This is a genomic window from Vannielia litorea (assembly GCF_018424695.1).
Taxonomy (GTDB): domain Bacteria; phylum Pseudomonadota; class Alphaproteobacteria; order Rhodobacterales; family Rhodobacteraceae; genus Vannielia; species Vannielia litorea_A.
In genome coordinates, this window is the sequence record NZ_QTNQ01000010.1 from 24,138 (window position 1) to 35,880 (window position 11,743).

An 11,743-nucleotide genomic window follows, 5' to 3' on the forward strand; every position below is an offset into this window, starting at 1 on the left:
CCGGCCCGCCGGTCCCTCGCCCTGGTATCGCCCGCGCCCTCGGCGCGGGCGTCTGTATTTTTGGGCCTGTGACGGCCACATCTCTTCAGTTTCGCCCACTTGCACCCGTTGACGCTTCCCCGACCATTTTTAAGATACCTATGCAATTGATATTTCAATTTCAGTAAATTTCCGTGGGAGGAAACCAGATGACCATCTTCACCAAGACCGCGTGCCTCGCGGCCATCCTTTCGGCTGGCCTGACCTCGGCTGCGCTCGCCGAGACCACCATTCGTATCGGCACCGTGCTCGCCCCCGACGACCCGATGGGCCAGGGGCTTGAGAAGTTCGCCAGCGAAGTGCTTGAAGCCACCGATGGCGAGGTTGTCGTGGAGGTCTTCCACAACAGCCAGCTCGGCGACACGACCGAGATGCTCGATCAGGCCCGCGCGGGCGGCGGTGTGGGCACCGTAACTGACGTGGCCCGCCTGTCCGAATTCGTGCCCTCGCTCGCCATCATGTCGGCTCCCTTCCTCTTCGACACCTATGAGGACGCAGACAAGTTTGCACTCTCCGAGGCCTACCTGGGCTGGGGTGAGGAACTGGCCGAAGAGGCCGGACTCGTGATGCTGGCCTCCAACTGGTATCAGGGCGCACGCCATGCGCTGACGCAGAAGCCCATCACCTCGCCCGCCGATCTCGCCGGCGTGCGGATGCGCACCATCGGCGCCCCGGTCTGGATCGAAACCATCCGCGCCATGGGCGCCGAGCCCACGCCCATCGCCTGGGGCGAAGTCTATTCGGCCTTGCAACTCGGCACCATCGACGCCGCCGAGGCTCAGCCCACCGCGATCAAGGGCGCCAAACTCTACGAGGTGATCAAGAATGTCACCAAGACCGGCCACATCCAACTCGTCACCGCGCTGGTGATCTCCGCGGACTCGTGGAACGCGCTGTCTGACGAACACAAAACGATCGTGCGCGATCTCGCGGTCGAAAACGGACGCTATGCCTCCGGCCTCACCATCGAGATGGGCGACAAGGCGCTCGAAGACGTGGCCGCCAGCGGCGTCACCATTTCCGAGGTCGATCTGGAGCCGTTCAAAACGGCGGTGCAGCCGGTCTATGAACTGCTGAACCTGACCGCCGAAGCGCAGATGGTTCAGGACGTGCTGAGCGAGTGATCCTGCCCTGCTTGCAGCTAGTCCGGGCCGTCTTTCCAGCAGCCCGGTCCTTGCCGCGCCGGCATTGACCCCATGTTCAAACGCATCGAAATCACCCTCGCGTCCACGCTGCTGGCCGCCATCGTCCTGCTCGTCGCCACCGCCGCGGTGTCACGAAAGATGGGCACGCCAATCATCTGGTCACTTGAGGTCTCCACCGCGCTCTTCGTCTGGCTGGTGGTGCTGGCCATCGACATTGCCATGCAACAGCAACGCCACTTCGGCCTCTCTGTCGTGCTCGACAACGTGCCGCCCACCGCGCGCCGCTGGATCGAACTGGCCAATGTCGCCGTGGTGATGGGCCTGCTCTGCTACCTGCTCTATTACGCCGCCATCAACGTGCCGCTGATGCAAAAGCGCATGCTCGGTGCGTTGCAGATCCCCAAGTCCTACATCCACCTCGCCATGCCCGTCGGCATCCTGCTCTGGCTACGCACGCTCGGGGCACAACTAGTCACACGCTGGAAGGCGCCCTGATGCTGCTGCTCATCGCCTTCCTTTTCATCCTGTTCCTGATGATCGGCCTGCCCGTCGCCTTCTCGCTGATGCTCTCGGCGATCCCGGTTTTTGTGCTCACAGGCACCATGCCCACCACCATCGCCATCCAGAAGATGGTAACCGCGCTCGAAAAAGTCCCCCTGCTCGCCGTGCCCTTCTTCATCCTCGCTGGCAACCTGATGAACGAGGCGGGCATCACCGAGCGTCTGGTGCGCTTCTCACGCCTGCTCACCGGCTGGATGGCGGGCGGGCTGGCGCAGGTCTCCATTGTGCTTTCCATGCTGATGGGCGGCATCTCGGGCTCGGCGGTGGCCGACGCCTCGATGGAGGCGCGGCTGCTCGGCCCTTCGATGCGCGAGCAGGGCTATGCGCCCGCTTTCATCTCGGCGGTGCTGGCCTTCGGCTCGATCATCACCGCTACCATACCGCCCTCCATCGGGCTCATCCTCTTCGGCTACATCAACGAAGTCTCCATCGGGCGGCTCTTCGTGGGCGGCCTGCTGCCCGGGCTTCTGCTCACGGCAACGCTGATGCTCGCCGCCCTGCTGGTGTCCCGCCACCACGGTTACGCGCCCGACCTGCCCAAACCTCCTTCCCTGCGCGACCTCGGCCAAAGCTTCGTGGACAGTGTCTGGGCGCTGATGTTCCCGGTTTTCCTCGTGATCGGGTTCCGCTTCGGCTTCTTCACCGCGACCGAAGCCGGGGTGTTCCTCGTGCTCTACGCCATCGCCGTCGGCCTCTTCGCCTACCGCGAACTCACCCTGCGCCGCATCATCACCGCCTTCCATAACACCATGTCCGATCTGGGCATGGTCATGCTGCTCATCATGATGGCGGCCGTGCTCGGCTATGCCATGACAATCGAACGTGCCCCGCAGGAGATCACCTCCTTCATGACCTCGCTGACAGAAAACCCTTTGGGCCTGCTGCTCATCGTCTGTGGCATCCTCGTCGTGACGGGCATGTTTCTCGAAGGGGCAGCCAATATCCTGCTCGTCACCCCCATCGTCATGCCCATCCTGAACCACGCCGGGTTTGACCCGGTGCACATGGGCATCGTCATCGTGCTGCTGATCAACTTCGGCGGGCTCACCCCGCCCGTCGGGGTCATCATGTTCACCGTCTGCGGCATCCTCGACGTCAAGACCAGCGCCTATGCCCGCGCCGCCATTCCGTTCTTCCTCGCCTTCGCCGCGTTCTTCGCCATCCTGCTTGCATTCCCATGGCTCTCACTGGCACTACCCAACGCGATCATGCGATGAAGGAGATCGCCCTGCCCTTTTGCCCCAGCGCCCCCCGGAACTGCCAATGAGCACTGCAAGCCTGCCCGGTTTCGATGCAGCAGAGAGCCTTTCGCTCAATGCCAACGTCCCCGCATCCACCCGGGTCTTCGAAGAGCTGCGCACCCGTATCGTCGCCCTCAAGCTGCCCCCCGGCACCATCCTCAATCGCGCCGAACTGGCCGAGGCCTTCGGCGTCAGCCAGTCGCCCATTCGCGAGGCGATCCAGCGGCTCGAAGACATTTCGCTCGTCGTGTCCTATCGCCAGTCCCGCACCGAGGTTACACGGATCAACCGTGAGCGGCTGCGCAACGAGAATTTCCTGCGCACCGGGCTGGAATGCGAAGTGGTCGACCGGCTCTGCCGCCTGTGTGGCGACGCCGACCTCACCAAGGCCAAGGGCTACCTCAAGATCCAGGAAGCGCTCGTGGACGACCCCAGCCAGATCGAGCTGTTCCGCGAGCTGGACGAGAGCTTTCACGAGTCGCTCTTTATCGCCGCTGGCTACGAGGCGATGCACCGGCTCCAGATAGAGCACTCCAGCCAGATGGCGCGCCTGCGCACGCTGGATCTGCCCCGGAGCGACAAGATGCACTCGGTGATCGAGGCCCATGCCAAGGTGATCGCCTGCATCGAGGCAGGCGACAGGCAGGCAGCGACGGACGCCATGCGCGCCCATCTCTCCGGCACCATCGGGCGACTCCCCGACATCATGGCGGCCCACCGCGACTACTTCACCTGAGCGCCATACGGGTTGATATAGGTCCGCTCCGGCCCTACCTTGTGAGTCCAAGGAGGACCGTATCATGACCGATAAGACCCCCGACACCACGCTCAAGCACATGACCGAGGCCGCCAAGCGCCAGCCCCAAGAGGGGACGCACCCGGCCACCAAGGCCTCTCTACGCCGCCCCACGGCGCCCGACGCTGCGCGGAACGATCAATACGCCCGCATCGAACGCGGCCACACGGCCTGAGGCACAAAGGGCTCTTGAAACTTCTGCGGTTTCGCTGAAGGTCTCCGGGCATAGTCTGCCCGGAGCCTCCATTGCCCCACCAGCGCCCCGCGAAACCCACCTACGACGTTGTCATTGTCGGCGGCGCAGTCATTGGTGCGTCAGTCGCCTGGCACCTCGCCACCTCCACAGATTTCAACGGCTCTATCCTGGTTGTCGAGCGCGACCCGCGCTTTACCCAAGCATCCACAGCACTCTCCAGCTCGTCGATCCGGGTGCAGTTCTCGCACCCCACCAACGTTGCCATGTCGCTGCACGCCGGCGAGGTCATTGCCCGCTGGCCCGACGAGATGGGCTCGCCATCCGAAAGGCCGAGCCTGGGCTACCATCCGGGCGGGTACCTCTTTCTCGCCGCGACCGAAGCGCAGGAGGCGACGCTGCGGGCAAACCAGGCCACCCAGCGCGCCGCAGGGGCGGATGTGTCGCTGTGGTCGCCCGCTGATCTGGCCGCCGCCTTCCCGCACCTTGCCACCGAAGACCTCCGCCTTGCCTCTTACGGCAACGTCGGCGAAGGCTGGTTCGACAGCGCTATGATGATGCAAGGTTACCGCGCCCGCGCGCGCGATCATGGCGCCGAACTGTTGACGAACGAAGTCACCGGCCTCATCCGCGAAGGTGCCCGGCTCACCCATGTCACCCTCGCAAGCGGCGAGACCGTCGCCTGCGGCTGCGTTGTCAACGCCTCTGGCCCGCGCGCCGCACTTACGGCCCGCATGGCCGGACTCCACATCCCGGTGGAACCGCGCAAGCGCACCTCCTTCGTCTTTGACTGTGCCCAAAGCCCCGAGGGCACCGCCACGGTCAACGCAGGGCGCCTGCCACTGATGATCGACCCGTCGGGCATCTATGTCCGCCCTGAGGGGCGTTACTTTCTCACCGGCTGCGCCCCGCCCGTCGATACGGCAGCGGACTTCCATGATTTCGAGCCGCGTTACCAGGATTTCGAAGAGATCATCTGGCCGATCCTTGCCGCCCGCTCCCCCGCCTTCGAGGCGATCAAGATGGTCAACGCATGGGCCGGCCATTATGCAATGAACACGCTGGATCATAACCTCATCGTCGGGCCACACCCCGAGGTGGAAAATTTCCACTTCGCCAACGGCTTCTCCGGCCACGGCCTGCAACAGGCCCCGGCAGTGGGGCGCGGTCTATCAGAGCTCATCACCCACGGGCGCTATACAACGCTGGATCTTGGCCCAATGGGCTGGGGCCGCATCCTCGCTGCCACGGGCGAAGTCGAAACCGCCATTATCTGAGCGGTCGCCACCCTGAAAGCACGATGACCGCCCCCGGTCAGGGCACTGCCACCTGGCCGGGCATATCGGCCCGGAAGTCGGCCGCGCGTGCTTCCAAGGAGGCTCCTAGGGCGCGAGAACGGAGGGCAACCAGGTGGCGAGCGGCGGGATGTAGGTGACCGCGAGCAGCACGAGGATATTGGTGAGCAGGAAAGGCAGAATCGCCACCACCACCGGTGCCAACGGCAGTCGGGCGATGTTGGCGCAGACAAAAAGGCAAACGCCCACGGGTGGGGTGGTGAGGCCGATCATCAGGTTGAGCACCGCTACCGTGGCAAAGTGGATCGGGTCGATCCCCACCGCGTTCGACAACGCCAGCAAGGGCACGAACAGGATGATCAGCGCGGCGATGGTTTCAAGGAACATGCCGACGAAGAGCAGCAGCAGGTTGATCATCAGCAGCACGAGAAACTTGTTGTCGGTGAGCGAGAGCACGCCATCAGCAATGGCCTGCGGGATGCGCTCGGAGACGAGGATCCACCCGAAGACATTGGCAAAGCCGACAAGCGCGAGGATGCCGGCGGCGCCCACGGCGCTGTCGACCACGATGCCCGGAACCACCTTCAGCGGCAGTTCTCGGTAGATGAAGGCCCCGACCACGAAGGCATAGACCGAGGCTACCACCGCAGTTTCGGTCGGCGTGGCAAGGCCGGAAAGCAGGCCGTAGATGATGAGGAAGGTCATCGCCAGCGCCCAGATCGCCCCTCCAAAGCTACGCACCACCTCGCGGAAACCCTGCCACGGCTGGTGGGGGAAGCCCTTGCGCACCGAGATGACGTAGCAGGTGACCATCATCGCGAGGCCCATCAGGATGCCGGGGATCGCGCCAGCAAGGAACATCTTGCCCACCGAGATGCCCGAGAGCGCGCCGACGATGATCATCGGGACCGAGGGCGGGATGATCGGGCCGACGGTGGAGGAGGCAGCGGTGACGGCGGCGGAAAAGTCTGCCGGGTAGCCTGCTTTCTTCATGCCCGGGATCATCACGCCGCCGATAGAGGCGGCATCGGCCACGGCAGTGCCGGTGATGCCGCCGAAGAGCATGGATGCGGCAATATTGGTAAGGCCGAGGCCGCCCCGTATCCAGCCAACCAGCGCGTTGGCGAAGCGGATGATGCGCTGGGTGATGCCGCCACGGTTCATCAGGTTGCCCGCGAGGATGAAGCCGGGGATCGAGAGCAGCACGAACACGTCCATGCCCGCATACATCTTCTGCGGCATGACTACGGGCGGGATGCCCGCGTAAAGCAGATAGGCCAATGACGACAGGCCCAGCGTGATGGCCACCGGGATACCCAGCGCAAGGCCAAGGACGAAGACGGTAAGGAGGATGGTGACATCCATCGCCTCAGGCCTCCTCGTCCGGCTTTTCCGGGGTGCCATCTTCGGCCCCTGAGAGCATGGCTAAGCAGCGGAGCACGGCAAAAAGCGCGAGTCCGGTCAACAGGATGAAGACTGTGAGATGCGCGACATCCATCCGCACACCGAGTGCGGGGGCCGTCTGCATCTTGCCGATGGAAACGTATTTCCAAGCGTGGGGCAGGAGGTAGAGCGCAAGCCCGGCGGTGGCGAGGGCGGAGATCAGGCGCAGCAGCCACGGCAATTTGCCCGGCAGCGACTCGCTGATGGCATCAACATTCACGAGGTCACCGGTGCGCAGCGACAACCCTGCACCAAAGGCCACGAGGTAGAGCAGGGCAAAGCGTGTCAGTTCCTCGGTCCAGACCGGGGAGGACCCGACGGTGCGCCCAACCACCTGCACCAGTACGGCCGAGATGAGCACCGCGAAGGCCAGCCCCGCCCCCAAGCGGGCCAGCAGGGTGAACAGGCGGATGATCGGTCTGGCGTATCGCATGGCGCGTCTCCGGCGGGAGGCAGAAAACCGGCGCAGCATGGGCCGCGCCGGTCGGGTGCGTTGGGGGTCAGATGCCCCGGATTACTCGGCGAACAGCCCTTCGACGATCGGGCGGACCTCATCGCTGACATTGGCCAGCACCGCATCCTTGGCCGCGGCGGCAAAGGCGGCACCGTCGACCTCGACGAAGGTCATGCCGTTGGCCTCGAGGTAGGCGCGGTCATCTGCCACGCTCTGCTCAAACAGTTCCCGCTCGTAGGCCTGCGCCTTGGCCGCAGCCTCGAGAACCGCGGTCTGGTCGGCCTCGGAAAGCTTCTGCCAGGTGCTCTCGGCGATGGTCAGGTAGATCCACGAGCGCACGTGCTCGGTCAGGTTCACGTGGCTCTGCACCTCGTTGAAGCTCGCCGACCGGATCAGCGCCAGCGGGTTCTCCTGCGCCTCGATGGTGCCGTTCTGCAGCGAGGTGAACACCTCGGAGAAGGCCATCGGGCCGGGGGCCGCGCCGAGCGCGGACCAGACGTCGATGAAGAGCGGCACGTTCGGCACGCGCATCTTCAACCCGTTCAGGTCGGCGGGCGTGGTGATCGGACGATTCGAAGTCAGGTTGCGCGGCCCACGGGCGAAGTAGGCAATCGGGCGGATCTGGGCGGCAGAAATGATTTGCGCCTCGATCTGGTTACCGATGTCACCCGAAGCGACCTCGTCCATGTGCTCGATCGACTTGTAGGCATAGGGAACCGCCAGCAGCGAGGCCATCGGCGCCCAGTTCTGGAGCGTCTCGCCGGTGATCGTCATGTCGACGGTGCCGAGCTGCATCCCGTTGATCAGGTCGACCTCCTTGCCGAGCGACTCGTTGGGGAACACCTCCACCACGATCCGCCCGTCGGTCAGCGCGGCCAGCTCTTCACCGAACTTCACCGACGCGAGGTGCCAGGGATTTTCTTCGTTGGCGAGGTGGCCGAGTTTGAGGGTCATCTCCTGCGCGGCGGCAGGCGCGGCCATCAGCGCAGCCAGCGCGGCGGCGAGAACCGGCTTTTTCCAGTTGAGTGTCATGGGTCGTTTCCTCCTTGGGTGGGTGCATTGACCGGTTCGGGAACTCCCCCCTCCGGCACGTCAAAGAAATCTGGCTGGGCCGCGTGGATCTGCGGCAGGTCGATCAGGACCTCGCGCAAATGACTGCGAATTGCCGTCTCGGTGGCATTGATGTCGCCCTGCTCGACGGCGTCGACCACGGCCCTGTGTTGTTCGATCAGCTTGCCGACCGGGAAATGGCCGAGGGACAAAAAGCGCACCCGATCCATCTGCGATTTCAGCCCCTCGATCAGCTTCCAGGCGCCGCGCTTGGCAGCGCCATCGGCGAGGGTGCGGTGAAACTGCTCGTCGAGCGCGATGAAGTCCTTCGGGCTGGTTGCAGCGAGCTTTTCTTGTGCTTCAAGCTGATCCCGCAGCTCGCGCACCAAGTCCGGATCCGGATCCTGTGCGAGGATCTTTGCGATGTCGGCCTCTATGGCCTCGCGAAGAAAACGCGCGTTGAGAACGGCGGAATAGCTGATCCGGCTCACGATCGTGCCGCGCTGAGGCAAGACGGCCAGCAGCCCTTCACTTGCGAGGCGGATGAAGGCTTCGCGCACGGGTTGGCGGCTCACGCTCCAAGTGCGGGCAATCTCGGTTTCCGAGATGCGATCACCGGGGGCAAGACGGTTGCGAATTATGGCGTCACGCAGTTGGGCGTAGATCTGCGGCGTAATTGGTGCCGCCGGATCAAGCGCAACGGATGTGATGCGTTCTGCTTGCATGATTCGTCTTCCTCCCGCCACAGAGCTTACATACTTCCATACTTCCATACTAGTCAGGTTTGATCGAAGCTGATAGCTTGTCCGGCAACGACGACTCGGGAGGCCTCTCACATGAAACAGACCTGGCGGTGGTTTGGCCCGCGAGACATGGTGTCGATCGACGACACCTTGCAAGCTGGCGTTCAAGGCATCGTTTCGGCACTGCACCACATGCCCACGGGCGCCGTGTGGACCCGCGAAGAGATCGCGCGGCGCCAGCGCGAGATCGCCACCATGAAGGATGGCAGCGCCTCCGGCCTCGGTTGGGACGTGGTCGAAAGCCTGCCGGTCTCCGAAGACATCAAGAAGCAACAGGGCGACTGGCGCGCGCATATCACGGCCTACCGCACCAGCCTCGAAAACCTCGCCGCCGCCGGGATCGAGGTGGTCTGCTACAACTTCATGCCGGTGCTGGACTGGACCCGCACTGACCTCGCATGGCGGCTGCCCACTGGCGGCACCTGCATGCGTTTCGACCTCACCGATTTTGCCGCCTTCGATCTGCACATCCTTGCCCGCACCGCTGCTGCGGAAGACTACGACGACGCCTTGCGCGACGCCGCCGCCCGACGCTTTGCCGAGATGGACGAGGCCCGCCGCGCCCAACTGGCCAAGAACGTCGTCTTCGGCCTGCCCGGGGCGGCAGAGACCTTTTCGCTCGACGACGTCCGCGCTCACCTCGCCGAATACGCCGCGATAAGCGAAGACAGGCTGCGCAAGCACCTGCTCGATTTCCTTGCCGAGGTCGTGCCCACCGCCGAGCGGCTTGGCTTGCGGCTCTGCTGCCACCCCGATGACCCGCCCGTGCCTCTTCTGGGCTTGCCACGGATCATGTCTACCGAAGCGCAGTATCGCGCGCTGGTAGAGGGCGTCGACAGCCCCGCCAACGGCATCACCCTATGCTCTGGCTCGCTTGGCGCCCGGCCTGACAATGATCTGCCGGGCATGATGGAGCGGCTGGGCGACCGGGTCCATTTTCTTCACCTGCGCAACGTGAAGCGTGAGACCGGCGAGATCCGTGGCGACTTTCACGAGGCCGAGCATCTTGGCGGCGATACCGACATGGTGGCGCTTGTGGAAGCCGCACTTCAGGAGGAAGCGAGGCGCCGCGCCGCGGGCCGGGCCGACTGCTCCATCCCTTTCCGCCCCGATCATGGGCAAGACATTCTTGACGACCTGAAGCGCTCAGCCCAGCCGGGCTATCCCGCCATCGGGCGGCTCAAAGGGCTGGCCGAGCTGCGCGGCATCATTGCGGCGCTGGAGCCGAGGGTCAGCAGGGCATGACCGAACGTCTGACCTCGGCGGAGGACCTGCCGAACACTGTCGCCGCTCCGGGCTACACCCGCGCTGCCCATGGCCCGGGCATTGTTCACATAGGAATCGGCGCTTTCCACAAGGCGCATCAGGCTGTCTATACAGATGATGCCTTGGCAGCACAGGGCGGCGACTGGCGGATCATCGGCGTTAGCCTTCGCAGCGCCACGCCCTCAAGGCAGCTAACGCCTCAAACCGGCCTCTACACCACCATCGAGCGCAGCGCCAAGGGCACGAAGGCGCGCGTCGTTGGCTCTCTTGCCGCAGCCCTGAACCTCGGTGAGGACCGCGTGGCGGTGCTGGAGGCGCTGTGTGCCCGCGAGACCCGCATCGTCAGCCTGACCGTGACGGAAAAGGGCTACGGGATCGACCGCAAGACCGGGGGAGTCGACCTCTCACACCCCGCCATCGCCGCCGATCTCGCCGCGCCGGACAACCCGCAAGGGGTGGCCGGGCTACTGGTTTGGGCCTTGGCACGGCGCAGGGCTACAGGCGTGCCGCCCTTCACGGTTCTCTGTTGCGACAACCTGCCGGAAAACGGCCCCATGCTGCGCGGCCTGCTGATCGACTTCGCACGCCGGGCCATGCCTGAGATGGCAGATCATATCGCCAGTGAAGTCGCCTTCCCCGCAACCATGGTGGACAGGATCACACCGGCGACAAGCGCAGCCACGCTGGCCCTCGCCAAAGAGCTGACCGGGCATGTCGATGAGGCCGTAATCGAGTGCGAGGCCTTTCGCCAATGGGTGATCGAAGACAGCTTTCCCACCGGACGCCCCGCGTGGGAGGCCGGTGGCGCGGTATTCGTGGATAACGTCAGACCGTTCGAGGAGATGAAGCTTCGCATGCTGAACGGCACCCACTCGATGCTGGCGTACGCAGGCTTCCTCTCCGGGCACAGATATGTGCGTGACGTGATGGCAGATCCACTGCTGGCCACCCTCGTCCGTCGGCACCTCAAGGCCGCCGCCGCCACCTTGCACGGGCTGGAATCGGTGGATCTGGGCTCTTACGCCGAGGACCTCGCCCACCGATTCACCAACCCGCACCTCGCGCATGAAACCTACCAGATCGCCATGGATGGCTCCGAGAAGATGCCACAACGTATCTTCACGCCAGCCCTCGACGCACATGCGCATGGCTCACCGCTTGCCCCCTTTGCCTTCGCCACCGCCGCCTGGCTGCGCTACACGATTGGCCGCCATGATGACGGCACGCCCTACGCGCTGCGCGATCCGCTTGAAGCGCGGCTGCGCCCCGACCCTGCACATCAGCTCTCGGCGCGCGCCATCATCGATCAGCTTCACAGCATCGATGGCCTGGTGCCATACGCCCTGCAAGACGCCCTCGAATGGAGCGATGCTGTAGAACGCGACCTGGCACGCATGCTCAACGAAGGCATGGTGGCCGCCGTGCGCCACGCTGCTGAGGCAACCTGAGAGAGCGAT

12 protein-coding genes are annotated in these 11,743 nt (G+C 64.4%); 8 read left to right on the top strand and 4 right to left on the bottom strand.

From position 1 onward, the window contains the following. Positions 1–188 precede the first annotated feature (188 nt). From DYI42_RS05605 to DYI42_RS05630, 6 genes are all read left to right on the top strand, one after another. The gene (locus tag DYI42_RS05605) at positions 189–1,163 is read left to right on the top strand and encodes a C4-dicarboxylate TRAP transporter substrate-binding protein (RefSeq protein ID WP_213544945.1); all 975 of its coding nucleotides are present in this window, start codon (positions 189–191) and stop codon (positions 1,161–1,163) included. Between the two features lie 72 nt (positions 1,164–1,235). Further along, a complete protein-coding gene (locus DYI42_RS05610) occupies positions 1,236–1,679 on the top strand; it encodes a TRAP transporter small permease (protein WP_213544946.1) in 444 nt (147 codons plus the stop codon). After that, the gene (locus DYI42_RS05615) at positions 1,679–2,962 is read left to right on the top strand and encodes a TRAP transporter large permease (RefSeq protein WP_213544947.1); all 1,284 of its coding nucleotides are present in this window, start codon (positions 1,679–1,681) and stop codon (positions 2,960–2,962) included. The genes DYI42_RS05610 and DYI42_RS05615 overlap by 1 nt, the downstream gene beginning before the upstream one ends. 46 nt (positions 2,963–3,008) lie before the next feature. Beyond that, positions 3,009–3,722 (top strand): GntR family transcriptional regulator, encoded by a 714-nt coding sequence (locus tag DYI42_RS05620; RefSeq protein WP_213544948.1) that lies wholly within the window; start codon positions 3,009–3,011, stop codon positions 3,720–3,722. A 64-nt stretch (positions 3,723–3,786) separates the two neighbouring features. Next, a complete protein-coding gene (locus DYI42_RS05625) occupies positions 3,787–3,957 on the top strand; it encodes a hypothetical protein (protein WP_213544949.1) in 171 nt (56 codons plus the stop codon). A gap of 71 nt (positions 3,958–4,028) precedes the next feature. Then, entirely contained in the window at positions 4,029–5,252 is a 1,224-nt protein-coding gene (locus tag DYI42_RS05630) for an NAD(P)/FAD-dependent oxidoreductase (protein WP_213544950.1), read from the top strand. Between the two features lie 105 nt (positions 5,253–5,357). On the opposite strand, the gene DYI42_RS05635 is transcribed toward DYI42_RS05630, so the two are convergent. The 4 genes from DYI42_RS05635 to DYI42_RS05650 all read right to left on the bottom strand — a co-directional run bounded on the left by DYI42_RS05635 (position 5,358) and on the right by DYI42_RS05650 (position 8,990). Beyond that, the gene (locus DYI42_RS05635; RefSeq protein WP_213544951.1) at positions 5,358–6,635 is read right to left on the bottom strand and encodes a TRAP transporter large permease; all 1,278 of its coding nucleotides are present in this window, start codon (positions 6,633–6,635) and stop codon (positions 5,358–5,360) included. A gap of 4 nt (positions 6,636–6,639) precedes the next feature. After that, positions 6,640–7,146 (bottom strand): TRAP transporter small permease, encoded by a 507-nt coding sequence (locus tag DYI42_RS05640; RefSeq protein ID WP_213544952.1) that lies wholly within the window; start codon positions 7,144–7,146, stop codon positions 6,640–6,642. Between the two features lie 81 nt (positions 7,147–7,227). Then, positions 7,228–8,199: a TRAP transporter substrate-binding protein gene (locus DYI42_RS05645; RefSeq protein ID WP_213544953.1), complete on the bottom strand. Its 972-nt coding sequence runs from the start codon at positions 8,197–8,199 to the stop codon at positions 7,228–7,230. Then, positions 8,196–8,990 carry a GntR family transcriptional regulator gene (locus tag DYI42_RS05650; RefSeq protein WP_244867593.1) on the bottom strand — a complete coding sequence of 265 codons (795 nt, stop codon included), beginning with the start codon at positions 8,988–8,990 and terminating at the stop codon, positions 8,196–8,198. Before DYI42_RS05650 ends, DYI42_RS05645 begins: the two co-directional genes overlap by 4 nt. Positions 8,991–9,053: 63 nt before the next feature. Between DYI42_RS05650 and uxuA the strand changes: the two genes are divergently transcribed. Both uxuA and DYI42_RS05660 read left to right on the top strand, forming a co-directional pair. Then, positions 9,054–10,265 carry a mannonate dehydratase gene (gene uxuA / locus DYI42_RS05655; RefSeq protein ID WP_213544954.1) on the top strand — a complete coding sequence of 404 codons (1,212 nt, stop codon included), beginning with the start codon at positions 9,054–9,056 and terminating at the stop codon, positions 10,263–10,265. After that, positions 10,262–11,734: a mannitol dehydrogenase family protein gene (locus tag DYI42_RS05660; protein ID WP_213544955.1), complete on the top strand. Its 1,473-nt coding sequence runs from the start codon at positions 10,262–10,264 to the stop codon at positions 11,732–11,734. Before uxuA ends, DYI42_RS05660 begins: the two co-directional genes overlap by 4 nt. The last annotated feature ends 9 nt before the right edge of the window (positions 11,735–11,743 follow it).

Coding starts and splice junctions, on each gene's coding strand:
- DYI42_RS05615 (WP_213544947.1), top strand. CDS start 1,679: ATGCTGCTGCTCATCGCCTTCCTTTTCATCCTGTTCCTGATGATCGGC.
- DYI42_RS05640 (WP_213544952.1), bottom strand. CDS start 7,146: ATGCGATACGCCAGACCGATCATCCGCCTGTTCACCCTGCTGGCCCGC.
- DYI42_RS05660 (WP_213544955.1), top strand. CDS start 10,262: ATGACCGAACGTCTGACCTCGGCGGAGGACCTGCCGAACACTGTCGCC.
- DYI42_RS05645 (WP_213544953.1), bottom strand. CDS start 8,199: ATGACACTCAACTGGAAAAAGCCGGTTCTCGCCGCCGCGCTGGCTGCG.
- DYI42_RS05635 (WP_213544951.1), bottom strand. CDS start 6,635: ATGGATGTCACCATCCTCCTTACCGTCTTCGTCCTTGGCCTTGCGCTG.
- uxuA (WP_213544954.1), top strand. CDS start 9,054: ATGAAACAGACCTGGCGGTGGTTTGGCCCGCGAGACATGGTGTCGATC.
- DYI42_RS05625 (WP_213544949.1), top strand. CDS start 3,787: ATGACCGATAAGACCCCCGACACCACGCTCAAGCACATGACCGAGGCC.
- DYI42_RS05610 (WP_213544946.1), top strand. CDS start 1,236: ATGTTCAAACGCATCGAAATCACCCTCGCGTCCACGCTGCTGGCCGCC.
- DYI42_RS05620 (WP_213544948.1), top strand. CDS start 3,009: ATGAGCACTGCAAGCCTGCCCGGTTTCGATGCAGCAGAGAGCCTTTCG.
- DYI42_RS05650 (WP_244867593.1), bottom strand. CDS start 8,990: ATGGAAGTATGGAAGTATGTAAGCTCTGTGGCGGGAGGAAGACGAATC.
- DYI42_RS05605 (WP_213544945.1), top strand. CDS start 189: ATGACCATCTTCACCAAGACCGCGTGCCTCGCGGCCATCCTTTCGGCT.